Here is a 25,005-nt window from a genome sequence, read left to right as displayed (position 1 = left end):
GCTACTCCTTGTAGGCGTAGATTTCGTAGCCGTTCTGTTCGACCAGCGCGTCGCGGCGGGCGTCCTTCAGGTCGGCCTCCACCATTTCCTTGACCAGCTCCGCGAACGTGGTGCGCGGCGACCAGCCCAGCTTTTCGCGCGCCTTGGTGGGATCGCCCAGCAGGGTCTCCACTTCGGTCGGACGGAAGTAGCGCGGGTCCACGCGCACGATCACCTGGCCGGGCTTCACGTCATGCACCGGCGAGAACAGCACGGTGGCCGTTTCTTCCAGCCCTTCGCCTTCCCAGGCCAGCAGAATGCCCAGCTCGCGCGCCGCCGTATTGATGAATTCGCGCACGCTGTATTGCAGGCCGGTGGCGATGACGTAGTCCTCGGGCGTGTCCTGTTGCAGCATCAGCCACTGCATTTCGACGTAGTCGCGGGCATGGCCCCAGTCACGCAGGGCGGACAGGTTGCCCAGGTACAGGCATTCCTGCAGGCCCAGCACAATGCGCGCCAGCCCGCGGGTGATCTTGCGCGTGACGAAGGTTTCGCCGCGCTTGGGTGATTCGTGGTTGAACAGAATGCCGTTGCAGGCGTACATGCCATACGCTTCGCGGTAGTTCACGCTGATCCAATAGGCGTAGAGCTTGGCGGCGGCGTAGGGGCTTCGCGGGTAGAAGGGGGTGGTTTCCTTCTGCGGCGTTTCTTGCACCAGACCGTAAAGCTCGGACGTGGACGCTTGATAGAAGCGCGCCTTGTTTTCCAGCTTCAGGATGCGGATGGCTTCCAGCAGGCGCAGGGTGCCCAGGCCATCGGCATTGGCGGTGTACTCCGGCTCTTCGAACGAGACCCCCACATGGCTTTGGGCGGCCAGGTTATAGATTTCGTCCGGTTGCACCGATTGCACGATGCGGATCAGGCTGCAGGAGTCCGTCATGTCGCCATGGTGCAGCACGAAGTTGCGCGGCTTGTCATGGGGGTCTTGGTACAGATGATCGATGCGGGCGGTATTGAACAGCGAAGCGCGTCGCTTGATGCCGTGGACCTCATAGCCCTTGGCCAGCAGGAACTCCGCCAGGTAGGCCCCATCTTGGCCGGTAACGCCGGTAATCAGTGCCCGTTTTGGCATGGTTGTGTCCTTAAGACTTAGTGACTGCACGAAAGGAGCCGAAGGCTGCGGAACCAATGTGCAATGAGATTACTGTTGCACCCGCCGCCAAGATATCGGCCAAAAGGTCTAAGAGTTCAGCCTGTCGGTAGGGAATAAAGGATTGGATGGTCTCGTCCACCACGCCCAGCGCCGTCACGGCCAACAGGGCCACCAGCGCCGGGCGTCGGTTGACGGACAGGTAGATCAAGCCGGTCAGCACGGCGTAGGCCACAAGGTGCAGGCGCTTGTCGCCAAAGGCGTCGGACATGTCGGCGGCCAGGCCGGGCAGGTTGCCCACGGTGACCAGCACCAGGAAGAACAGGCCGGCGGCGGGCAGGCAGAGCCTGGCGACGCCCGGTCGCCAAAAAGGCTCAGTTGTCAGTCGCCCCCCCCCCCCCGCCGCCGGGCCGCCCCAAGGCGGGGGTAGCCCCCTCGGGGGGCAGCAAGCGCCCATCGGGCGCGCCGCGTGGGGGTACCCCCACGCCGCCGGGCCGCCCCAAGGCGGGGGTAGCCCCCTCGGGGGGCAGCGCGCGCCTGGAAGGCGCGGCGCGTGGGGGCTGTTCAAACCCGGCCATACATGTCTTGAAAACGCACGATGTCGTCTTCGCCGAGATACGCACCGGATTGCACCTCGATGATCTCCAGCGGAATCTTCCCGGGGTTTTCCAGGCTGTGGGTTTCACCCAGCGGGATGTAGGTCGACTGGTTCTCGGTCAGCAGGTACTGCTTGTCGCCGTTGTAGATGCGCGCCGTGCCCGACACCACGATCCAGTGCTCCGCGCGGTGATGATGCATCTGCGACGACAGGCGCGCGCCAGGCTTTACCGTGATCCGCTTGACCTGGTAGCGCGGGCCGTGGCCCACCGAGTCATACGAGCCCCACGGGCGCTGCACTTCGCGATGGTGGTTCAGTTCTGAGCGGTGCTGCGTCTTGAACGTCTCCACCAGCCGCTTGACGTCTTGCGAGCGCGACTTGTGCGCCACCAGCACGGCGTCGGCCGTTTCGATCACCACAATGTCGTCCAGGCCCACGGACGCGACCAGCCGGCTGGTGGAATGGATCAGGCAGTTGCGCGAATCCTCCACCATCACGTCGCCCGTGGTGGAGTTGCCTTCCTCGGTTTTCTGGGCGATGCCCCAGACCGCGTCCCAGGCCCCGACGTCGCTCCACGACGCCGCCAGCGGAATGACCACGGCGCTGTCGGTGCGTTCCATGATGGCGTAGTCCATCGAGTCGCTGGGGCAGGCCTCGAACGCGGGGCCATCCAGGTGGAACAACGCGTCTTCCCCCAAGCCGTCGGCCACCGCCGCTTCCACCTGCGCCAGCATCTTCGGCGCCAGCCGGCCCATCTCGGACAGGAACACCGACGCCTGGAAGGCGAACATGCCGCTGTTCCAGTAGTAGCCACCATCTTCGATCAGGCGTTGCGCCACCTCGGGTGAAGGCTTTTCCACAAAGCGCAGCACGCGGCGCGCGGGGGCCATCACGCCGGGTTCGTCCGACTGAATGTAGCCATAGCCGCTGAGCGGCGCGGTGGGCGTAATGCCGAAGGTGACCAGCGCGCCCTGGCGTGCCGCCTCGTAGGCCTGGGCGAAGGCGGCGCGAAGCACCTCGCCATCTTCCAGCACATGGTCGGACGGCATGATCAGCATGATGGGGTCTTCGCCGTCACGCATGGCGCGCAGCGTGGCGGCGGCAATGGCCGGCGCGGTGTTGCGCGCAAACGGCTCCAGAATCACTTCCGCGTCCTTGATGCCCAGCTCCTGCGCCTGTTCGGCGGCAATGTACTGGTGGGCGTCGTTGCAGACCAGAATCGGCTTGGCTTGCGCGCCCGCCGACGACAGGCGCAGCAGCGTGTTTTGCAACAGGCTGCGCGAATCGGTCAAACGGATGAACTGCTTGGGCAGCAGTTCGCGCGACAGCGGCCACAGGCGCGAGCCGGAACCGCCGCAAAGGATGACAGCCCGGTAGGCGGGAGGGGGATTCGTCATGGCGCTCACTCCTTGAAGTAGGCCTGGGTGTACGGATGCACGCCGGGATCGGCGGCAATCTCTTCCGCTTGCAGCCAGCGGTAGCCGTGGTGCTGGCCGCGCGGAAGGCTTGCGGTGTCCAACGAAAGCTCGGCCTCGTAGGCGAGGACGACGTAATGGGTGGAGCGTCCCGCTTCACCCGCGAAATTGGTGCCGTAGAAGTGTTCGTACACGCCGCGTGGCGTCCAGGTATCAGGCGCGATGGCCAGGCCCAGTTCTTCACGGGCAATGCGGTCCAGCGCGGCGCGTAAAGGCTCGTTCTTGCGGATGCGGCCACCCGGCACGAACCAGGCGCCGCGCGCGGGCGGGTTGGTGCGCCGCCCGGTCAGGTAGCGGCCGCTGGCGTCGCGCAGCAACAGGTCGATGGAGACCAGCGGCAGCATCTCCACCGCCTGGCGGAAGTCGGCTCGTGGCAGTAGGCCGTCGGGCGAAAAGGCCGGGCCTCCGCTTGGCGCCGTGCGTGTGGCGGGCCATCCCAAGGGGCTAGTAGACATTGCGGCCCGTCCATCCCGACACGGCCGTGCGGGCGATGATCAAGAGGTCCATCCGAAACGTCCAATGCTGGATGTAGTAGATGTCGTGCTCGACGCGGTCGCTCATCTTGCGCAGCGTGTCCGTCTGCCCACGAAAGCCGTTGACCTGCGCCCAGCCGGTAATGCCCGGCTTGACGCGGTGGCGCATCATGTAGCGCTGCACCAGGTCCTTGTACATTTCGTTGTGCTCCAGCGCGTGCGGACGCGGGCCGACGACGGACATATCGCCCATCAGCACATTCAGGAACTGCGGCAGCTCATCCAGGCTGGTGCGGCGCAGGAAGCCGCCGATGCGGGTGATGCGGGAATCATTGCGCGTGGCCTGCGTGACCGTGCCGTGTTCCTGGTGCACGGTCATGGTGCGGAATTTGTAGACGTGGAACACCTTGCCATCCACGCCCAGGCGAGGTTGCGTAAAGAACACCGGCCCGCGCGAGGTCAGCTTGATGGCCAGCGCAATGGATAGCATCAGGGGAGCCAGGCCGACCAAGGCGAAGAACGCAAAGCCGCGGTCGAACACTTCCTTGGCCCAGCCGCGCACGCCGGCAGCGGGCAGGCTGTTGAGCTGGATGGCGGGCAGGCCCAGGAATTCGCCGATGCGATGGCCCAGCAACTGGATCGACATCACATCCGGAATCCAGCGGATATCCACCAGGTCGTTGCGCAGGTGATACAGCACTTCGCGCAGTTCCTGCCCGGCCTCCATCGGAAGGACGATCCAGATTTCGCGCACATTGTGTTCGCGCACGAAGGTGTGCAGGTTGTCCAGCTCGTGCAGGCGGCGTACCTGCGGCGGCAGGATTTCGTGCGGTTCGGCGTAGATGCCGGCCACTTCATAGCCCGCGCCCCGATAGCGTTCCACGCGGCGCCACAGGTCATGGCCCAGCGCACCGAAGCCCACCAGCAGCACATGCTTCTTGTTCAGGCCGCGATCGCGCGCGGCGCCCAGCGCGGCGTAGACCGCGATGCGTACGCCCGCCAGCGTCAGGGCGGTCATGCCGAACCAGGTACCCGCCCACATGCGCGATATCGCGGCGGTCTGATGCATGAGAAAACTGATAAGGATGCCCAGCGCGAACACGGTGGCCCACGCGACCAGGCTGCGCACCACCAGATCCGTCAGCATCCGGCCGCGCCACGACACGTACAGGCGAAAGGCCGGGAACAGGGCTATCACCCCCAACCCGCACAGATAGATCAGGAACAGATGAATCTGCGGAGGCTCCGCCATTGCATCGTCCGAGAATTTCAAGCCGGTGGCAGTCAGGCCGCAGGTGATGACGATCGCGGCGTCGAGCAGGCGATACAGATAGCTTGCTCCGCTGAATCTTGCCGATGTGTCCGATTGGGACGGGTCCATCGCGCACTCCTGTTCGTGGGGCGTCTTCTTGCGGCGAAAGCAAAAACGATGCACTGCCGCAAAACATGTGGCTACCGACGAAATCTTATTGAGTGCGTGGCTTAGCCGAAACCTCCAAACGATGTAGGAGAAGGCTTAGGGCATCCGTCGAATGTGCGGGGCTTCGAAAAGAGAGTGGAATGTCGCAACCCGTTACGCATCGGGCTCCATTCCAAGCAACGAAGTCATTCACTGTGGATTCGCCATGACGACATTTATCGGAACGTTGAGCCGAGCCATCGCCGCTATCGCGCTCGTGTCCTCGCTGGGCGCTTGCGCCTTGTCCCCTGGTATGACCTTTAACGCCGACCATCTCGTTGATCCCCTGGATCCGAATTCGGTGGCGACGGTCAAGGAAATCACCCCCTCGCTGGTCGTTGACGACCTGCGCAACCGCGAGGCGGTCATCAACAACGATGGCGTCGAAAAGCTGGTGGGAAGCGCCGAGCCCTACCGCATCGGGCCGGGTGACATTCTTTCCATCGTGGTGTGGGATCACCCCGAACTCGTCCTTCCGACGCAAACCTATGCCATCGGGACTGGGGTGACCGAACTAGTCATGGGGGATACCGCCTCGGGCATACCGGGGTATACCGTCTCATCCACTGGATATATCCAATTTCCCTATACGGGACTGCTGAAAGTGGCGGGGTTGACGGAACTTCAGGCGCGCAATCTCATAGTGAATAGTTCCGGCAAGTACATCCAGGATCCGCAGATCACGGTACGCGTGCTGGGCTATCGAAGCAAGCGTGTCTACGTGGAAGGCGAGGTCAAGTTCCCCGGCACGGTTGCCATCAACGACATTCCGATGACTCTGCTCGAAGCGGTCAACCGCGCGGGTGGCTTGCTGCCCACCGCCGACCGCAGCGCCGTCTATGTCATCCGCGATGGCCGCCGTACCCGTGTGAACCTGCCCGCGTTGGTTGAACGTGGCCAGGACTTGAATCAGGTGATGCTGAAGTCGGGCGACATCGTGCGTGTGACGCCGCGCGACGACAGCAAGGTGTTTGTGATGGGTGAAGTGTTTTTGCCCACCACGGTCGTGATGCGCGATGGACGCATGACGTTGACCGAGGCGCTGGGCATGGCGGGAGGCCCCAATCAATTGACGGCCGACGCTTCGCAGATTTTTGTGGTGCGCAGTACCGAGCAGGCGACGCCCGAGGTGTTCCACCTGAACGCCAAATCGCCGCAGGCTTTGGCAGTGGGAGCGAAGTTTGAGCTGGACCCCAAAGATGTCGTGTTCGTGGATACGGCCTCGCTGGTGCGGTGGAACCGCTTCATCAGCAACCTGTTCCCGAGCGCGCAAACGGTGCAGACCGTGAAGTCGATCGATTAATCCGCCTTTCAGGGCCAACGGGCCCTAAACAACGCCTTTTGGGGGCGCCGCATCCGCCGCGGCGCCCACGTCTGGAGAGCTGCATGTCGTTGCCCATCGAATCATTCGAGCCGAGCGTCCCGGCTCGTCAGCAGGAAACCCCGTTGTCCTCGCATGTGGACGCCATCATCAGCAACCGGTGGATGATCATCGGGATCACGTTGCTCGCCTTGCTGGGCGCGCTGGCGTATGTGATGGTGACGCCGTCGGTGTATTCCGCCGACATCATCGTGCAGGTTGAAGAAGAGGCGCCCAATGGGCAGGCGCGCAGCCTGTTGGGCGATGTGTCATCCATGTTCGACACCAAGGCGGAGACCTCGGGCGAAATGGAAGTGCTGCGTTCGCGCATGGTGGTGGGGCCGGCGGTTGATAAATTCCTGCTGTACATCCACGCCAAGCCGCGTTATTTCCCCGTGGTGGGCGAATGGCTGGCGCAGCGCTACGAAACCTTGCCGTATCCCGCCAGCATGCCGCGCGGCGGCTACGCCTGGGGCGGCGAGACCATCGCGATCTCGCATCTGGACGTGCCGAATGAATGGCTGGGCAAACCATTCATCGTGACCACGCAAGGAGAAGGCCGCTACACGGTGACCGACAAGTTCACGGGCGCCACGTTCAGCGGCGCTGTGGGCAAGCCCGAACAGTTCCGCTTGCCCGGCGGCGGTGTGATGGACGTGCATATCGACGCGTTGTCGGGCCGGCCGGGCACGCAGTTCACCATCTCGCGCAGCTCGCGCCTGGCGGCGATTGAAAACGTGCAAGCGCGCATGGGCATCTTCGAACGTGGCCGCGCGTCGGGCGTGATCGGCGTCACGCTGGAAGGCAATGATCCGGCGCTGACCACCGCCGTGCTGAACCAGATCGGCCAGGAATACGTGCAGCAGAACGTGAACCGCAAGGCGGCGCAGGCCGAGAAGTCGTTGAGCTTTCTTGAACAGCAACTGCCGCTGCTCAAGGGCGAGCTGGACGCGGCCGAAAGCAAGTACAACGCCTTGCGCAACAAGCGCGGCACCATCGACCTGAGCGAAGAGGCCAAGCTGATCCTGGGTCAATCGGTGGAAGCGCAAACCCGCGTGATGGACCTGCGCGCCAAGCGCCAGGAACTGATCACACGCTTTGCGCCCAACCATCCCAGCATCGTGTCCATCGATCGCCAGATCGCATCGCTGTCCAGCGACGTCAACCGCATCGGCAACAACATCAAGCAGTTGCCGGACCTGGAGCAGGACGTGGTGCGCCTGGTGCGCGATGTGCGGGTCAACACCGAGCTGTACACGGGCCTGTTGAACAACGCGCAGCAACTGCGCCTGATCCGCGCCGGCAAGGTGGGCAACGTGCGCATCCTGGATGCCGCGGTGCAGCCCGACCGCCCCGTGCGCCCCAAGGCCGCGATCATCATCGGCGTGGCCACGGTCATCGGCCTGATCTTCGGCATGCTGTGCGCCTTTGTGCGCAACGCGTTGTTCGGCGGCCTGTCGGAACCGGACGATGTGGAACGCTACACGGGCCTGCCGGTGCTGGCGGCTATTCCGTACAGCGACATACAGGACAAGCTGTGGCGCCGCAGTCGGCGCAAGAACGCCACGGTGCCCGCGCTGCTGGCGCAAAGCCAGGGCAGTTCGCCACCCATCGAAAGCCTGCGATCGTTTCGCAACGTGCTGCAAGCGTCGCTGCGCCAGTCGGCCAACAACATGGTGATGTTCACCGGCCCGGTGGCGGGCGTGGGCAAGTCGTTCCTGTCGGCCAACTTCGCTTTCATTCAGGGCGGCGTGGGCAAGCGCGTGCTGCTGATCGACGCCGATTTCCGCAAGGGTCAGTTGAACCGCTATTTCGGCGTGCCCAAGGAAGACGGCCTGTTCGAAGTGCTGTCGGGCACGATTCCGCTGACGCGCGTCAGAAAGCACAGTGTGTCCGAAGGCGTGGACTTCATCGCCACCGGCGCGGTCACCTTCGACCCGTCCGAACTGCTGGCCTCGCCGGTGTTCGGCGCGACCCTGCGCGAACTGTCCTCGCAGTACGACATGGTGATCCTGGACACCGCGCCCGTGCTGTCCTCGCCCGACGCGGCGGTGGTGGGCACGCATGCCGCCGCCGTCATGGTGGTGGTGCGTTCGGGCATGAACACGGTCGGCGAAATCCGCGAAACGGCCAAGAGGCTGATCCAGGCCGGCGCGCCTGTTGATGGCGTGCTGTTCAACGGCCTCAAGCTCATGCCGGAACGCTTCGGCTTCCGGTCCAAGTATGGGAATTATCGATACTCCCGTGCGGCGTATTACGGCGATTTCAAACAGAACGGTCCCAAGTAAACGCCACCCGGAGAAACTGGCATGCACGGAACTTTTGGCTGGGACACCCCGCAAATTCTGGATGCGGTTTTCAAGGCTTACGACATAAGAGGAACGGTACCGGACGAGATCGACGCGCGCTTTGCCCACAGCCTGGGCATGGCAGCGGGCACCCAGGCGCATGCGCAGGGGGCGCGTTCGATGGTGGTGGGGCGCGACGGCCGCCTGAGCAGCGTGGAACTGGCGGCGGCGTTGCAGGCCGGGCTGCGTTCGGCGGGCATGCATGTGATCGACATCGGCATGGCGACCACGCCGATGGTGTATTTCGCCACGCGGCTGATGGACACGGGTGCGGGCATCGCGGTCACGGGCAGCCACAACCCGCCGTCGCACAACGGCTTCAAGATCGTGCTGGATGGCGCGTCGCTGTACGGCGAGGGCATTACCGCCTTGCGCGACGCGATGCGTTTGCCGATCGAGTCGGCCAGCGTGTCGGGCGGACGCACGCAGATGCAGATCCAGCCCTGCTACGCCGCGCGCCTGGTGGGCGACATCCGCATGGCGCGCCCCATGAAGATCGCCATCGACTGCGGCAACGGCGTGGCGGGCGCGGTGGCGCCGGCCTTGTTCCGCGCGCTGGGCTGCGACGTGACGGAACTGTTCTGCGAGGTGGACGGGTCTTTCCCCGGCCACCACCCCGATCCGGCCGACCCCCAGAACCTGCAGGACCTGATCTATTGCCTGCGCTATTCGGACTGCGAGGTCGGCCTGGCGTTCGACGGCGATGGTGATCGCCTGGGCGTGGTGACGAAATCGGGACAGATCATCTGGCCCGACCGGCAACTGATTTTGTTCGCCCGCGACGTGCTGTCTCGCAACCCCGGCGCCGAAGTGCTCTACGACGTGAAATGCAGCCGCCACGTGGCTCGCGCCATCTTCGAAGCCGGCGGCAAACCCACCATGTGCAAGACCGGGCATTCCCTGATCAAGGCCAAGATGCGCGAGTCGGGAGCGCTACTTGCTGGAGAGATGAGCGGCCACATGTTTTTCAAAGAGCGCTGGTACGGCTTTGACGATGGCATCTACGCCGCTGCCCGGCTGCTGGAGATCCTGTCGGCGGCGCCGGACCCGTCGGGCCTGTTGGAAAGCCTGCCGCAGTCTTGCGCTACCCCCGAAATCAAGCTGGACACCGCCGAAGGCGAACAGTTCGAGCTGGTGGAAATGCTGCGCCAACAAGGGGAGTTTCCCGGCGCGGTGTCCATCAACGAACTGGATGGCGTGCGGGTGGACTACGTGGATGGCTTCGGCCTGGCGCGTCCATCAAACACCACGCCGACGGTGGTGATGCGTTTTGAAGGAGACACCGTGGCCGCATTGGCCCGTATCGAGGAGGATTTCCGCAACGCGTTCCGGCGCATTGCACCTCATGTTCGTTTACCGTTCTAAGGAGCATCACGCGATGGGAAAGGCCAACTATGCGATTGAGGCGTTAAGGGCGAATTCCGGCCTGGCGCAGAGCCCTGAATGGCAGGCGTTCGCGCAGGCCGCCGAGGCCGCCGAACTTGACGCCAATACGCTCAAAGTAATTGAGGCCGCAGGCTTGTGCGTGGACCTGACCATGCAGCGCCAGTCACCCGCGCTGGAAGCGGCGGCCTTGAATCTGCTGCAGGCGCGCGGGCTGGCGGACGCCCGCCACGCGCTGTTCGCGGGCGAGCCCGTCAACTGGACGGAAGGCCGGCCCGCCTGGCATACCGCGTTGCGGGCGGGGCGTACCCGCGAGCAGCCGGACGGCCTGGATGCCGATTCGGTCTGCGAGTATTCGCGCATGACCGACTTCGTGCGCAAGCTGGACCAGACGGCGGATTTTTCAACGGTATTGCACATCGGTATCGGCGGCAGCGACTGGGGCCCGCGCCTGGCGGTCCAGGCGTTCGGCGGCCCCTCGCAGCGCCGCCAGATCCGCTTCGTGTCCAACATCGATGGCCACGCCTTCCATGACGCGGTGGCCGGACTGGACCCGCGCCGCTGCCTGGTGGTGATTTCGTCCAAGTCCTTCACCACCTCCGAAACCCTGCACAACGCGCGCGCGGCCATGGCCTGGCTCAAACAGGGCGGGGTGGCCGATGTGTCCGAGCACCTGGCGGCGGTCACCGCCAACGTGTCGGCCGCGCGCGCCCTGGGCGTGCCGGCCAGCCACACCTTCAAGATGTGCGACTGGGTGGGCGGACGCTATTCCGTCTGGTCGGTGGCCGGCCTGTCCATCGCGCTGACCGTGGGCGCCGAGGTGCTGATCGGCATGCGGGCGGGCGCCGAAGCCATGGACCAGCATTTCCAGCAGGCGCCGTTCGCCGCGAACGCACCGATCCAACTGGCCTTGGCCGGCCTGGTCAATTGCAGTGTGCTGGGCCATAACTCCTTGAACATTGCCGCCTATAGCGCGCGTCTGCTGCACCTGGTGACCTATCTTCAGCAGTTGGAAATGGAGTCGCTGGGCAAGCGCGTGGCGGGCGACGGCACGGCGGTCGGTGTGCCCACCGCACCCATCATCTGGGGCATGCCGGGCACCGATGGCCAGCACACGTTCTTCCAATGGCTGCACCAAAGCGAGGACGGGGCGCCGGTCGACTTCATTGCCAGCCTGCAAGGCCACGCCGACAGTCCGGACGCGCACCGCCTGCTGCTGGCCAACTGCCTGGCGCAGCGCCAGGCGCTGCTGCGCGGCAAATGCCTGGAAGAAGCGCTGCGGGACGTGGCGCACATCGACGATCAGGAACGCGCGCTGAGCCTGGCCCAGCATATGGTGCATCCGGGCGGGCGGCCGTCCACCCTGATCGTGCTGCGCCAACTGGATCCTCGCGGCCTGGGCGCGCTGCTGGCGCTGTATGAGCACAAGGTGTTCGTGCAGAGCGTGGTGTGGGGCATCAACCCCTTCGATCAATGGGGCGTGGAACTGGGCAAGCGTCTGGCCACGGGCATCGAGCGCGAATTGGCGGTGCCGGTGTCGGCCGGCGTGGTCGACTGGGGGCACGATGCGTCCACCTCGTACTGGATCGACCGCTACCGTGGCCATGCGCAGGCGCCGCGTCCGCGGCATGCGTGGGTGCCGGGCGTGGCGGCGCACCTGTGACGGGGGCGCGGATGCCAGACGCAGACCTGCAACGCCCAGGCGTGCAAGATCCGTCCATGCATGTCCTGGTTACCGGCGGGGCAGGCTACATCGGCACGCATACCTTGATTGCGATGTTGGCGGCCGGTCAGCGCCCGCTGGTGCTGGACAACTTCAGCAACGGCAGCCGCGAGGCCGTGCGCCGTGTCGAGCGCTTGTGCGGCGTACCGATAGCGCTGATCGAAGGGGATATCCGCACACCAGGCCTGATCGAACGCGTGCTGTCGGACGCGGCGGCACGCGGTCAGCCGGTGCGGGCCGTGCTGCATCTGGCCGGCTGCAAGGCGGTTGGGGAGTCGGTGGCGGACCCGCTCAAGTACTACGACAACAATGTCGCGGGTTCGCTGGTGCTGCTGCAGGCCATGCGCCAGGCGGGCGTCACGCGGCTGGTGTTCAGCTCGTCGGCCACCGTGTATGGCGAGCCGCAAACCCTGCCCTTCACCGAGGCGCATCCGCTGGCGCCGGCCAACCCTTACGGGCGCACCAAGCTGATGGTGGAAGAGATGCTGCGCGACGTCTGCACGGCCGACTCCGCCTTCAGCGCCGTCACGCTGCGCTACTTCAACCCTATCGGCGCACACCCCAGCGGCCAGATCGGCGAAAGCCCGCGCGATCTGCCCAACAACCTGTTCCCCTTCATCACCCAGGTCGCAGTGGGCCGTCAGCCATTCCTGCGTGTCTTTGGCGACGATTACGACACCGCCGACGGCACGGGCGTGCGCGACTATCTGCACGTCATGGACCTGGCGCAAGGCCATGTGCGGGCGCTGTCGTACTGTGTGGACCACCCCGGGTTCATCGCGGTCAATCTTGGCACGGGCCGCGGCACCAGCGTGCTGGAGCTGGTGCGCGCATTCGAGCTGGCCAGCGGCTGCCGGATTCCGCTGCGGACCCTGGCGCGACGGCCCGGAGACGTGGCCCGCACCTGGGCCGACCCTACGCTTGCCGAGTCCTTGCTGGGCTGGCGCAGCACCTACGACGTGGCCGCCATGTGCGCCGACGGCTGGCGCTGGCAGCAAGGCAACCCGCAGGGCTACGCGCCGGACGAGCCCAGCCAGGCCGCCGCATAACCCCGATGCCATATCGGCCGCTTTACGGAATGGGGGGGCTAGCGGTTACAGTTGACGGGACTATTGCGTAGCACCGTCAGCGAGGCACTTCCATGTTTGAAACCCATTCCCAGCCCGGGCTCCCCCGCAACCACCAGGGGCAGTCCCAATGAACGGGCCCACCCACCTTCCGCCCGCCCACTGGAACCTGGACAGCATCGTGTCCGGCTTGCGCGAAGCGCGCGTCGCCTGGCGCGGCCCGCGTGGCCGCCTGCGCGAAGACGCGGACCTGCGTGAATTCCCATCCCAGGAAAGCCTGCGCCAGATCATCAAGAACCTCTGTGGCGCCTTGTTCCCCATGCGGCTAGGCCCCATCGATCTGCGCGAAGAGGTCGAAGACTTCTATGTGGGCCACACCATCGGCGCGGCGCTGGATGCCCTGTTGCATCAGGTCTGTCTTGAACTGCAATACGTGGGCCGCAATGAACACGTCGACCCGGCCGAGACCCAGCGGCGCGCCATCGAGATCGTGCGCCAGTTTGGCGCCGAACTGCCGCGCGTGCGCGCCGCGCTGGACCTGGACGTGACGGCCGCCTACCAGGGCGACCCGGCCGCGCACAGCGTGGACGAAGTGCTGCTGTGCTATCCCGGCCTGGCGGCAATGATCCACCACCGCCTGGCCAACGTGCTGTACCGGCTTAACGTGCCGATGCTGGCCCGCATCGTGGCCGAGATCGCGCATGCCGACACCGGCATCGACATCCATCCTGGCGCCACCATCGGCCGCAGCTTTTTCATCGACCACGGCACCGGTGTCGTCATTGGTGAAACGGCCATCATCGGCGACCGCGTGCGCCTTTATCAAATGGTGACCCTGGGCGCCAAGCGCTTTCCGCCCGGAGAAAACGGCGAGCTTAAGAAGGGCTTGCCGCGCCATCCGTTGATCGAAGACGACGTCGTCATCTACGCGGGCGCCACGATTTTGGGCCGCGTCACGATCGGCAAGGGGTCCACCATTGGCGGCAACGTCTGGCTGACGCGCAGCGTGCCCCCGGGCAGCAACGTCACGCAGGCCAGCCTGGTCAGCGACATGCCGGACTGCGGCTTGGGCGGTTGATGGCAAGCGGCCAGGGCAAGTGGCCAGCATCGCCAGTGAGGATGCCCAAGGGCAGCCAGGGATAGGAGCCAGGATGGACACGCAAGTCTCGGATCTGGCCGCGTTGCGCGGCTTTGTCGACCGCCACCCGCGGCTGTTCGTGTTGACGGGGGCGGGCGTCAGCACCGATTCCGGCATCCCCGACTATCGCGACACCGAAGGCGAATGGAAACGTTCGCCGCCCATGACCCTGCAAACCTTCATGGGTACGGAGCTGGCGCGCGCCCGCTACTGGGCCCGCAGCATGGTGGGCTGGCGCCGCTTTGGCCAGGTCAAGCCCAACGATTCGCACCGGGCACTGGCCCGGCTGGAATCGCGCGGCCGCCTCAGCGTGCTGGTGACGCAGAACGTAGACGGCCTGCATGCCGCCGCCGGCAGCCGCGATGTGGTGGACCTGCACGGCCGGCTGGACGAAGTGCGCTGCATGCAATGTGACTGGCGCGGCGACCGCCACGACTGGCAAGACCGGCTGCACCACAACAACCCTGCGTGGGCCCTGCTGGACGCCACCGATGCGCCGGACGGCGACGCCGACCTGGACGGCCAGGATTTCTCGCAATTCACCGTGCCGCCGTGCCCGCGCTGCGGCGGCATCGTCAAACCCGATGTGGTCTTCTTTGGCGAAACGGTCCCGCGTGATCGCGTCGACCGCGCCAACGCCGGCCTGATGAACGCCGACGCCGTGCTGGTGGTGGGTTCGTCGCTGATGGTGTATTCGGGCTACCGCTTCGTGACGGCGGCCTCGCGCAACGGCATGCCCATCGCCGCCATCAACCTGGGCCGCACGCGGGCCGACAGCCTGTTGACCCTGAAGGTGGAACAGCCTTGCGCCCTGGCCTTGGACGCGCTATAAGCCCGCTTTTCAACGGCCGGTTTTTGACCGGTTTAAGCAAGTGCTTGCCCTGTCAGGGATTTTTCGCGCTGTTACAGACCTTTCCATAGGGTTGTCCACAGGAACTGTGGATAATTCCCTAGGGAATACCCGGGTTTTTCAGCCCTCCGATCCTTCCAGCCCTTCGCCCAACAATGCCTTGCGCGCGGCATGCCAACTGCCCGCATCCGGCGCATACAACAACCCGCCCGTGCGGTGCGTGGGCTTGTAGGGCGAGCCATCAAAGCGCGCTGCGTAGCCGCCCGCTTCGCGGTGCAGCAGCCAGCCGGCGGCGTGGTCCCAGGCGGTCAGTTGGTTGTACAGCGCAATGTGGCAATGGCCCGCCGCCAGCATGCGGTATTCGTGCGCGGCGCAGCGTAGTGACGCGGTGCTGGCCAGGCGCGACAGGTGGCTGTTGACGGTGGTGCGTGCCGGCTCGGGCAGGGCGCCCGTGGAAATGAAGCCGTCCATGTCTTCCAGCGGCGCGGGGGCGGCCACGGTCAGCGGCACGCGCTGGCCGTTCTCGTATTCCATCCAGGCGCCTTCGCCGCGCAAAGCCAGCGCGCTGTCGCGGCTGACGGGGTCGTAGATCACGCCGGCGATCACGTCGCCACGGTGACAGGCCGCGATCATCATGCCGAACAAGGGCAGGCCCGCCACGTAGTTGCGGGTGCCGTCGATGGGGTCGATCAGAAACGCCAGGTCGGCGTCGACCAGCATGTTCAGCAGCGCGGGGTTGCGCGTGGATGCTTCTTCGCCGATGAGGACGGCGCCCGGATGCAGCTTGGCCAGGCGCGCGGCGATCATGCGTTCGGCCGCTTCATCTGCGTCGGTGACCAGATCACGCGGCGAGCTCTTGGCTCGCACCGCGCCTTCAGGCAGGCTGCGAAAGCGCGGCATGACCTCGGCCAGGGCCGTTTCGGCCAGCACGGCGGCCAGCTTGCGGGTGTCCTCAAAGGAGAAGGGTTTGCTCATACGGATCCATCCAGGGAACGCGCAAATCTATCACGCCTGAGCGGCATTTGATCGCGATTCGCAAGTGACTGGATTGAAAGGACTTTTTTGCGCTGTGCAGGACTTATCTGCCGGCTTGTCCACAGTTGTTGGGGATAAGCGGCGTTGAACACCGCCGTTGAACACCGCTTATCCCAGGTGCGCGGCGAGCGCCGCGCACCGCTTCGGGCTTAGGCGCCCAGGTCCACGCACAGATACTTGATTTCGAGGTATTCCTCGATGCCGTACTTCGAGCCTTCACGGCCCAGGCCCGACTGTTTGACGCCGCCAAACGGGCCGACTTCGTTGGAGATCAGGCCGGTGTTGATGCCGACAATGCCGTACTCCAGTGCTTCGGACACGCGCCAGATGCGGGCGTAGTCGCGGGTGAAGAAGTAGGCGGCCAGGCCGAAGATGGTGTCGTTGGCCATGCCGATGACTTCGTCTTCCGTTTCAAAGCGGAACAGCGGGGCCACCGGGCCGAAGGTTTCTTCGGTGGCAAAGCGCATCGACTGCGTCACGTCGCGCACCACGGTCGGTTCAAAGAACGTGCCGCCCAGCGCATGCGGCTTGCCGCCGGCAATGACCTTGGCGCCATGCGAGGTGGCGTCGGCAATGTGCTCCTGCACCTTTTCAATGGCGTTCTTGTCGATCAGCGGACCTTGCGTCACGCCGTCGGCAAAGCCGTCGCCCACCTTCATGGCTTCGACCTTGGCCACCAGGCGCTTGGCGATTTCCTCGTACACGCCGGCTTGCACGTAGATGCGGTTGGCGCACACGCAGGTCTGGCCGGCGTTGCGGTACTTGGAGGCCAGGATGCCGTCAACGGCGCGGTCCAGGTCGGCGTCGTCGAACACGATGAACGGCGCGTTGCCGCCCAATTCCAGCGACAGCTTCTTGATGGTGGGGGCGCATTGCTCCATCAGCGTGCGGCCCACTTCGGTGGAACCGGTGAAGCTCAGCTTGCGCACCACGTCGCTTTCGCACAGGGCGGCGCCGATATCGCGCGAGCTGCCCGTGATGACGTGGAACACGCCCGCGGGCACGCCGGCTTCTTCAGCCAGCACAGCCAGCGCCAGCGCGGTCAGCGGGGTTTGTTGAGCGGGCTTGACCACCATGGTGCAGCCGGCGGCGAGTGCCGGGCCAACCTTGCGGGTGATCATCGCGGCCGGGAAGTTCCACGGCGTGATGGCGGCGGTAACGCCGATGGGCTGTTTCAACGCCAGGAGGCGCTGACCGGCCTTGGGGCTTTGCAGCACGTCGCCGTCGATGCGCTTGGCTTCTTCGGCAAACCATTCCAGGAACGAGGCTGCGTAGGCGATTTCGCCCGCGGCTTCGGTGACCGGCTTGCCCTGTTCAGACGTCATGATGGCGGCCAGGTCTTGCTGGTTCTGCATCATCAGTTGCGACCACTTCAGCAGGATCGCGGCGCGTTCCTTGCCGGTCTTGGCGCTCCAGGCGGGCAACGCGGCCTGCGCGCTGGCGATGGCGTCTTCGGTTTCCTTGCGGCCCAGCTTGGGCACGGACACGATGGTCTTGCCGGTGGAGGGGTTGTCCACCGGGATCGACGCGCCGTTGCCGGCGCCAACCCACTTGCCGTCGATGTAGCAGGCGTCGCGCAGCAGATCAGGGCGCGACAGGGGGTGAGTCAATGCGGTCATTATTGAAGTCTCCTTGATTGGGATTCAGCGGGGCCAACAAGCACTAGCGGGCGCGGCGGAAAGATCCGCGACGCCCGCAATTACCGTGCCTGTGGTCCCCTGAAAAAAGGGTTCAGGCCGTGAACCTTACGCTGCCAGTGCGTCGGACAGAATCGCCAGCGCGCGGTCGAACTGCGCGTCGGGGATGGTCAGCGGGTACAGGAAACGCAGCACGTTGCCATACACGCCGCAGCTCAACAGGATAAGCCCTTGTTCCAGCGCGCGCGCTTGCACGCGCTTGACGGCTTCGGCGTCCGGCTTGCCGCTGGCGTCGTTCAGTTCCAGCGCCACCATCGAACCCAGGCCGCGCACATCGGCAATGCCCGGCACCTTGGCGCGCAGGCCTTCCAGGTGGGCGCGCAGCTTCTCGCCCAGCACGTTGGCTCGGTCGCACAGCTTTTCTTCGGCAATCACGTCCAGCACGGCGTGGGCCGCGGCAACGGCCAGCGGGTTGCCGGCGTAGGTGCCGCCCAGGCCGCCAGCGGCCGGGCCGTCCATGACGTCGGCACGGCCGACCACGCCCGAGATCGGGAAGCCGCCGCCCAGGCTCTTGGCCATGGTGATCAGGTCGGCCTGCACCGAGTGGTGTTCCATGGCGTACAGCTTGCCGGTACGGCCAAAGCCCGTTTGCACTTCGTCGGCGATCAGCAGGATGCCATGCTCGTCGCAGATCTTGCGCAGCGCGCTCATCAGTTCGGGCGGGGTGATGTTGAAACCGCCTTCGCCTTGCACTGGTTCAATGATGATGGCGGCGACACGCTTGGGGTCGATGTCGCACTTGAACAGCAGGTCCAGCGCCTTGAGCGAATCGGCCACGCTGATGGATTGGGTGCCGTTGGGGAACGGCACGTGATAGATGTCGCCGGGCATCGGGCCGAACGACAGCTTGTACGGGGCGACCTTGCCGGTCAGCGCCATGCCCAGCATGGTGCGGCCGTGGAACGAACCCGAAAATGCGATGACGCCCGAACGGCCGGTGGCCGAGCGCGCGATCTTGATGGCGTTTTCAACGGCTTCGACGCCGGTGGTGAAAAAGGCGGTTTTCTTCAGGCCGTCGATGGGGGCCAGGCGGTTGATGCGTTCGGCCAGCGAGATGTAGCTTTCGTACGGAACGATCTGGTAGGCCGTGTGCGTGAAGTTGTCCAACTGCGCAGCGACGGCGGCCTTGACCTTGGGGTGCAGGTGGCCCGTGTTCAACACGGCGATGCCGCCCGCGAAATCGATGTATTCCTTGCCGTTGGCGTCCCACAGGGTGGCGTTCTCGGCGCGCACCGCGTAGAAGTCGCACATGACGCCAACACCGCGCGGGGTGGCCAGGGAACGGCGGGTATTCAGGTCTTGATTCTTCATCTCAGCCTCGATGAACAGGGTGGGCGGGAAAAACCTTATTTAATGCTACGATGGCCCCATTTGTGGGAACCACTTTTATAAAACAGGTAGAACCAATTGCGGTCCATTGTAGGTGACTTGCTGCTGCTGCGCCTGGCCGACGGATCCAGCGAGCCGATGAACAAGCGGCTGTACCGGGGCATACGCGAAGCGATCCTGGATGGCGCCATCGCGGCGGACTCGCGTTTGCCCGCTTCGCGCGACCTGGCTACCGAGCTCGGCATCGCCCGCAATACCGTGGTTCACGTCTATAGCCAACTGCTGGCCGAAGGCTACACGCGCAGCCGGCAGGGCAACGGCACCTTCGTCAACGCTTCGGTGCCCGACTCCTATCTGGCCAGCGGCCGCCGCTTGCGCCATCAGGGCCAGACCCAGGCGGGCGCCGCGCTGTCGGCGCGCGGCGCGGCCATCGTGGACGGCGTGTCGGCCTCGCCCTACCAATGGGGCGCGTTCATGCCCGGCGTGCCCGACCTGACGGAATTCCCGCACAAGAAGTTTGGCCGCATATTCAGCAGCCTGTGGCGCAACCCCTCGCCCGACCTGCTGACCTACGCCTACGGCGGTGGCCTGCCGGCGCTGCGCGAGGCGCTGGCCCAGCATCTGGCGCTGACGCGGTCCATCGATTGCGACCCCGACCAGATCATCATCACCGAAGGTTCGCACCAGGCCATCGACCTGACCACCCGCATCCTGGGTGAAGCGGGCGAAACGGCCTGGGTCGAAGACCCCGGCTACTGGGGCGCCCGCACCATCTTGCAAGCCAACGGCCTGCACACGGTGCACCTGCCGGTGGACGAAGAGGGCATGCGCCTGCCCGAACCAGGCGGCACGCCGCCCCGTTTCATTTTCGTCACGCCCTCGCACCAGTATCCGCTGGGGCCGGTGATGTCCCTGGCGCGCCGCCGCCAATTGCTGGCGGTGGCGCGGCAAAGCGGCAGTTGGATCATCGAAGACGATTACGACAGCGAATTCCGATTCTCGGGCCGGCCCATTGCGTCGCTGCTGGGGCTGGAGCCCGACGCGCCGGTCATCTACATGGGCACGTTCAGCAAGACGCTGTACCCGGGCCTGCGCGTGGGCTATCTGGTCTTGCCCAAACCCTTGACCGCCGCATTCCAGGCGGCGCACGCCGAGCTCTACCGTGAAGGCCACCTGATGACGCATGCGGCGCTGGCCACGTTCATCTCGGAAGGGCACTACGCCGCGCACATCCGCCGCATGCGCATGCTGTATGGCAGGCGCCGCGCCATGCTGGTCAACCTGATCGAACGCCGCCTGGGCCCCGACTGGCTGCATCGCGACGCCAGCATGGCGGGCCTGCATCTGGTGCTGACCTTGCCGCTGGACATGGACGACTTGCGCGTGGTGGACGTGGCGCGCGGCAAGGGCGTGCTGACGCGCGCGCTGTCGCGCTATTACGTGAATGCCGAGGGGCGGCGGCCGGGGTTGCTTCTGGGTTATGCCTGCGTGCCCGAGCACGACATTGCGCGCAAGTTTGAAGTGCTGCTGGAAAGCCTGGCCGAAGTGGCCCGCAAGCCGGTCGCCGCCTGAGGCGGCGGGTCAGACGGGCCGATCAGAAAGGCAATCAGAAAGGCAATCAGAAAGGCAATAGCGCGGCGGCAAACGCGGCGGCGTTGCGCATGCCCTGGTCTTCAAAGTTGGTATTGAACACCGCATGCGCCTGGGCGCTTTGCGCGGCCAGGCGCGTGAAGCGTTCGGCCAGTTCCGCCAGTTCCTGTTCCGTGTATTCGTATTGAAAACGGCTGGACGAAGCGGGGCCGGACGCATTCCACGCAGCCGCATTGCGCCCATGCAGGCGCAGCAGCGTCAGGTCGGGATGCGTGCTTTCCCACACCGCGGGCACCGTGTTGTCGAAGCCCTGCGGCGCATCGACCACGGTATGCACCACGCCCAGATCGCGTTCAAACGCCAGCGTGTCCGCGATGGCCGCCGGGCTGTCGAACCAACTGCGATGGCGGAATTCCACGGATATCAGGTGCTCTTGCATGCGCTGCGCGCAGTCCGCCACATGCGCGCGGCCTCGGGCGTCACGGCGGATCCACGGGGGGAACTGAAAATGCACCGCGCCCAGCTTGCCCGGCATGCGCAGCGGTTCCAGCGCCAGTTGATATCGGCGCCAGAGTTCGTCGCGCAGGTCTTCGGGCATGTGGTGGTGGTAGATCATGGGTTCCGGCCAGTCTTCCAGCTCGCGCGCAATGTCCTTGGGTAGCGCGGCAAGCGGCGTCTGGTGGCCGGTGAACAGGCGGAACGCCTTGATGTTGAACACGAAACTGTCGGGCGTGCGCTGCGCCCAAAGATAAGCGTTGTTGGCCGAGGGCAGGGCGTAGTAGCTGGAATCGATTTCCGCCATGGAAAATCGGGTGGCGTAGAAGCGCAGCCGCGCCTCGGCGCCACGCACGTCGGGCGGGTAAAAGCGCCCGCAGGCGAGCAGGGTGGGGTCGGTCCAGGAGGCGGTGCCGGTCAGGATACGCATGGCGAAAGGTCGACGGATGAGGCGGGGGGCGTGGCGGCTACGCTGCTATGATAGCTGGATAAATAGCCAGTCATTTGGCCTACTTTGCCGTCATGTCCGACCACAATCCCCCTTTGAATTCCCGCCCCGACCCCCTAGCCGACCTGAACCCCGCCCAACGTGAAGCCGCCGAATTCGGCGTCAGCGCGCCTGGGGGCGGGGCGGCGGCGGGCGACGACGGCCCCTTGCTGGTGATCGCCGGGGCGGGCTCGGGCAAGACCAACACGCTGGCGCACCGCGTTGCCCACCTGATCCTGAACGGCGCCGACCCGCAGCGCATGCTGCTGCTGACGTTTTCGCGCCGCGCGGCCCAGGAAATGGATCGTCGCGTGGGCAGCGTGCTGCAACGGGTGATGAACCTGCGCGGCTCGCAGCAGGCGCCGTCGCTGCCGTGGGCGGGCACCTTCCACGCCATCGGCGCCCGGCTGCTGCGTGATTGCGCGCTGCGCATCGGGCTGTCGGAAGCGTTCACCATCCACGACCGTGGCGACGCCGAAGATTTAATGGGCATGGTCCGCCACGAACAGGGCCTGTCGTCGACCAAGTCGCGCTTTCCCCTGAAGGGCACTTGCCTGGCCATCTATTCGCGCGTGGTCAACAGCCAGAGCCCGGTGGCCGATGTGCTGAAGACCTCGTTCCCCTGGTGCGCGCAATGGGAAGACGAACTGAAGACGCTGTTTCGCGGCTATGTGGCGGCCAAGCAGGACCAGCAGGTGCTGGACTACGACGACCTGCTGCTGTACTGGGCCGAAATGATGTCTGACCCCGGCATCGCGGCGGATGTCGGCGCGCGCTTCGACCATGTGCTGGTGGACGAATACCAGGACACCAACCGCCTGCAATCCGCCATTCTGCTGGCCATGAAGCCCGACGGGCGCGGCCTGACCGTGGTGGGCGACGATGCGCAATCCATCTATTCGTTTCGCGCGGCCACCGTGCGTAACATCCTGGATTTTCCAACGCAGTTTCCCAAGCCCGCCCGCGTCATCACGCTGGACCGCAACTACCGTTCGACCCAGCCCATCCTGAACGCTTCCAACGCGGTGATCGGGCTGGCAACAGAGCGCTTCGCCAAAGACCTCTGGACCGACCGCGCGTCCTCGCAATTGCCGGAACTGGTCACGGTCAGCGACGAAGCCGGGCAAGCGCGCTGGGTGGCCGACCAAGTGCTGGCGCAGCGCGAGGGCGGCGCCACGCTGAAGTCGCAAGCCGCGTTGTTCCGCACGGCCAGCCACAGCGCCGCACTGGAATTGGAACTGACGCGGCGCAATATTCCCTTCGTGAAATTCGGCGGCCTGCGCTTTCTGGAAGCCGCGCACGTGAAGGATTTGTTGTCGCTATTGCGCTGGGCCGAGAACCCGCGCGGCCGCATGGCGGGCTTTCGCGTGGCGCAGTTGATGCCCGGCATAGGCCCGGCCACCGCCGGCAAGCTGATGGACGCCATGTCCGCCAGCGCCGAACCGTTGCGCGCGCTGCGTGAATTCAAACCGGGCGCGGCGGCGCAGCAAGAGTGGGGCGCGTTCGCCGATACCTATGCGGCGCTGTGCGACCCCGGCCTGCGCTGGCCCGCCGACGTGGACCTGGCCTTGCGCTGGTACGCCGGCCAACTTGAACGCCTGTATGACGACGCCCGCGTGCGCAAGACCGACCTGGACCAGTTGGTGCGGCTGGCGGCGGGCTACCCCTCGCGCGAACGCTTCCTGACCGAACTCACGCTGGACCCGCCCGACGCCACCAGCGACGAATCCGGCGCGCCCTCGCGCGACGAGGACTACATGATTCTGTCCACCATCCACTCGGCCAAGGGCCAGGAATGGAAGGCGGTCTATGTGCTGAACGTGGTTGATGGCTGCATCCCTTCCGACATGAGCACCGGCACCGCCGAAGAAATCGAGGAAGAACGCCGCCTGCTGTATGTGGCCATGACGCGCGCCAAGGAACGTCTGCAATTGATCGTGCCGCAGCGCTTCTATGTGCATCAGCAAACCGGCATGGGCGACCGCCACGTTTACGGTTCGCGCACCCGCTACATCACCAATGCCATGCTGCCGCTGTTCGACCACCTGCCCAAGCCGCCCGCGCTGGCCGACCTGCCTGGCGGCGGCGCGGCCAAGGAACCGCAGGCCCCCACCATTGACGTGACCAAGCGGGTGCGCAGCCTGTTCTCATAGCCTGGGCTATCATCGCCCGATGCCATGAGTTGTTCGGCACGGATCGCATTGCCAGAGGGTGTCCATGTCCGCTGAAGAGAATTTTGCCGACCTCCACAAGGGCGAGGTGGTTGCGTCGATTGCCTATGTGAACGGCCGCCGCGACCGCGAAGTGCCCATCGACGAGGTGGGCCAGTACATCGCCCAATTCAGTAGCCAAAGCGGCCAGCAAAGCGACAGCAAAACGCCGGCTCAACTGCCCGGCATGCTGTGGATCGGCCTGCGCAACCCTACGCCCGAACTGCTGGCCCGCGTCGCCGGAGAACTGGGCGCCTGCGACAAGAACCAGGAAGAGATGCTGGAACCGCATCGGCGGCCCAAGATCATCGACTACGGCAACATGGTGCTTATCGTGACCATCACGGTCGAGGTCGAAGCCGAACGCCCGGTCTTCGGCGAAACCCAATTACTGATCGGCGACGGCTTCCTGGTCACGGTGCGGCGCGGTGCCACGGCGGCACACAGCCCGCTGCGCGAACGGCTGGAAGCCTCGCCCGACCTGCTCAAGCGCGGCAGCGACTACGTGGCTTCCGAAGTGCTGGACTGGCTGGTTGACCGCTACGTGGCGGCGGCCGGCAAGATCGAAAGCGTGGTGGAAGGCGCCGAGCAAAAGCTGCTGATCCGTGGCGCCAAGGATTCCGACATTCGCCGCCTGTACCGCCAGCGCCGCGACCTGCTGCGCATCCACACCGTGGTGTCGCCCATGGCCGAGATCTGCCGCCGCCTGGCGCGGGTGGAAATGTCCGCCGTGGATGAACACGCCCGACCGTACTTCGGCGAGGTTGCCGACCGGGTGTTGCGGGTGGATGAACTTTTCAATGCGCTGCGCGAATCGCTGGCCTTCGCGTTCGAAGCCAGCCTGATGATCGGCCAGGCCGCGCAGAACGACACCACGCGCAAGCTGGCGTCCTGGGCCGCCATCCTGGCGGTGCCCACCGCTATCGCAGGTATTTACGGCATGAACTTCGAATTCATGCCCGAGCTGAAATCACCCTGGGGCTATCCCGTGACGCTGGGCGTCATTGCGTCGATCTGCTCGCTTCTTTACTGGCGCTTCCGGAAATCGGGCTGGCTGTAGGGCGGCAGGCCATGGCCGGCTTGCAATAAAGGGCAGGCCAACGCGGATGGGCGTAGCGGGCTTGCAATAGCGGGCTTGCAATAGCGGGCTGGTGCCGGC

19 protein-coding genes are annotated in these 25,005 nt (G+C 65.2%); 10 read left to right on the top strand and 9 right to left on the bottom strand.

All coding sequences use genetic code 11. The features are described from left to right. Nucleotide 1 precedes the first annotated feature (1 nt). The 5 genes from gmd to WBR68_RS18570 form a co-directional block, all read right to left on the bottom strand. Nucleotides 2-1,111, bottom strand: a complete 1,110-nt coding sequence (gene gmd / locus WBR68_RS18590) for a GDP-mannose 4,6-dehydratase (RefSeq protein ID WP_046804114.1) — start codon at nucleotides 1,109-1,111, stop codon at nucleotides 2-4. A 10-nt stretch (nucleotides 1,112-1,121) separates the two neighbouring features. Beyond that, a complete protein-coding gene (locus tag WBR68_RS18585; RefSeq protein ID WP_230694944.1) occupies nucleotides 1,122-1,430 on the bottom strand; it encodes a VanZ family protein in 309 nt (102 codons plus the stop codon). Nucleotides 1,431-1,693: 263 nt separating this feature from the next. Further along, complete coding sequence (locus WBR68_RS18580) at nucleotides 1,694-3,124, bottom strand: mannose-1-phosphate guanylyltransferase/mannose-6-phosphate isomerase (RefSeq protein ID WP_127185164.1); 1,431 nt, start codon at nucleotides 3,122-3,124, stop codon at nucleotides 1,694-1,696. A 5-nt stretch (nucleotides 3,125-3,129) separates the two neighbouring features. Further along, the gene (locus tag WBR68_RS18575; protein ID WP_050450000.1) at nucleotides 3,130-3,546 is read right to left on the bottom strand and encodes a GDP-mannose mannosyl hydrolase; all 417 of its coding nucleotides are present in this window, start codon (nucleotides 3,544-3,546) and stop codon (nucleotides 3,130-3,132) included. Nucleotides 3,547-3,646: 100 nt separating this feature from the next. Further along, nucleotides 3,647-5,056 (bottom strand): undecaprenyl-phosphate glucose phosphotransferase, encoded by a 1,410-nt coding sequence (locus WBR68_RS18570; RefSeq protein WP_127185163.1) that lies wholly within the window; start codon nucleotides 5,054-5,056, stop codon nucleotides 3,647-3,649. A 244-nt stretch (nucleotides 5,057-5,300) separates the two neighbouring features. Between WBR68_RS18570 and WBR68_RS18565 the strand changes: the two genes are divergently transcribed. From WBR68_RS18565 to WBR68_RS18535, 7 genes are all read left to right on the top strand, one after another. After that, nucleotides 5,301-6,437, top strand: a complete 1,137-nt coding sequence (locus tag WBR68_RS18565) for a polysaccharide biosynthesis/export family protein (protein ID WP_050449998.1) — start codon at nucleotides 5,301-5,303, stop codon at nucleotides 6,435-6,437. An 83-nt stretch (nucleotides 6,438-6,520) separates the two neighbouring features. Then, nucleotides 6,521-8,782 carry a GNVR domain-containing protein gene (locus WBR68_RS18560; RefSeq protein ID WP_230694943.1) on the top strand — a complete coding sequence of 754 codons (2,262 nt, stop codon included), beginning with the start codon at nucleotides 6,521-6,523 and terminating at the stop codon, nucleotides 8,780-8,782. 21 nt (nucleotides 8,783-8,803) lie between these two features. After that, nucleotides 8,804-10,207, top strand: a complete 1,404-nt coding sequence (locus tag WBR68_RS18555; RefSeq protein ID WP_050449996.1) for a phosphomannomutase/phosphoglucomutase — start codon at nucleotides 8,804-8,806, stop codon at nucleotides 10,205-10,207. Nucleotides 10,208-10,220: 13 nt separating this feature from the next. Further along, complete coding sequence (pgi, locus tag WBR68_RS18550) at nucleotides 10,221-11,888, top strand: glucose-6-phosphate isomerase (protein ID WP_050449995.1); 1,668 nt, start codon at nucleotides 10,221-10,223, stop codon at nucleotides 11,886-11,888. Between the two features lie 11 nt (nucleotides 11,889-11,899). Then, nucleotides 11,900-12,997, top strand: coding sequence for a UDP-glucose 4-epimerase GalE (gene galE / locus WBR68_RS18545; protein WP_230694942.1), 1,098 nt, complete (start codon nucleotides 11,900-11,902; stop codon nucleotides 12,995-12,997). A 148-nt stretch (nucleotides 12,998-13,145) separates the two neighbouring features. Continuing rightward, entirely contained in the window at nucleotides 13,146-14,093 is a 948-nt protein-coding gene (gene epsC, locus WBR68_RS18540; protein WP_050449994.1) for a serine O-acetyltransferase EpsC, read from the top strand. 73 nt (nucleotides 14,094-14,166) lie between these two features. Beyond that, the gene (locus WBR68_RS18535; protein ID WP_127185161.1) at nucleotides 14,167-14,985 is read left to right on the top strand and encodes an NAD-dependent protein deacetylase; all 819 of its coding nucleotides are present in this window, start codon (nucleotides 14,167-14,169) and stop codon (nucleotides 14,983-14,985) included. A gap of 138 nt (nucleotides 14,986-15,123) precedes the next feature. Here WBR68_RS18535 and WBR68_RS18530 read toward each other — a convergent pair whose 3' ends face one another. From WBR68_RS18530 to WBR68_RS18520, 3 genes are all read right to left on the bottom strand, one after another. Then, complete coding sequence (locus WBR68_RS18530) at nucleotides 15,124-15,978, bottom strand: inositol monophosphatase family protein (protein ID WP_127185160.1); 855 nt, start codon at nucleotides 15,976-15,978, stop codon at nucleotides 15,124-15,126. A gap of 209 nt (nucleotides 15,979-16,187) precedes the next feature. Continuing rightward, a complete protein-coding gene (locus WBR68_RS18525; RefSeq protein WP_050449991.1) occupies nucleotides 16,188-17,657 on the bottom strand; it encodes an NAD-dependent succinate-semialdehyde dehydrogenase in 1,470 nt (489 codons plus the stop codon). Between the two features lie 126 nt (nucleotides 17,658-17,783). Then, complete coding sequence (locus WBR68_RS18520; protein ID WP_127185159.1) at nucleotides 17,784-19,046, bottom strand: 4-aminobutyrate--2-oxoglutarate transaminase; 1,263 nt, start codon at nucleotides 19,044-19,046, stop codon at nucleotides 17,784-17,786. A gap of 96 nt (nucleotides 19,047-19,142) precedes the next feature. Here WBR68_RS18520 and pdxR point away from each other — a divergent pair, with 96 nt between their 5' ends. After that, nucleotides 19,143-20,636, top strand: coding sequence for a MocR-like pyridoxine biosynthesis transcription factor PdxR (gene pdxR, locus WBR68_RS18515; RefSeq protein ID WP_370641249.1), 1,494 nt, complete (start codon nucleotides 19,143-19,145; stop codon nucleotides 20,634-20,636). 46 nt (nucleotides 20,637-20,682) lie between these two features. On the opposite strand, the gene WBR68_RS18510 is transcribed toward pdxR, so the two are convergent. Further along, nucleotides 20,683-21,579: a DUF72 domain-containing protein gene (locus WBR68_RS18510; protein WP_050449989.1), complete on the bottom strand. Its 897-nt coding sequence runs from the start codon at nucleotides 21,577-21,579 to the stop codon at nucleotides 20,683-20,685. A gap of 92 nt (nucleotides 21,580-21,671) precedes the next feature. Between WBR68_RS18510 and WBR68_RS18505 the strand changes: the two genes are divergently transcribed. Next, on the top strand, nucleotides 21,672-23,789 hold the full coding sequence (locus tag WBR68_RS18505) for an ATP-dependent helicase (protein ID WP_050450002.1): 2,118 nt from the start codon (nucleotides 21,672-21,674) through the stop codon (nucleotides 23,787-23,789). A 64-nt stretch (nucleotides 23,790-23,853) separates the two neighbouring features. Continuing rightward, nucleotides 23,854-24,906, top strand: coding sequence for a magnesium and cobalt transport protein CorA (locus tag WBR68_RS18500; protein ID WP_230694941.1), 1,053 nt, complete (start codon nucleotides 23,854-23,856; stop codon nucleotides 24,904-24,906). Nucleotides 24,907-25,005: the final 99 nt, after the last annotated feature.

It is taken from the genome of Achromobacter sp. JD-1, assembly GCF_038594925.1.
Taxonomy (GTDB): Bacteria; Pseudomonadota; Gammaproteobacteria; order Burkholderiales; family Burkholderiaceae_B; genus Achromobacter; species Achromobacter spanius_C.
The sequence above is the reverse complement of the archived record's forward strand: the minus strand, read 5'-3'. Positions and strand labels throughout refer to the sequence as shown.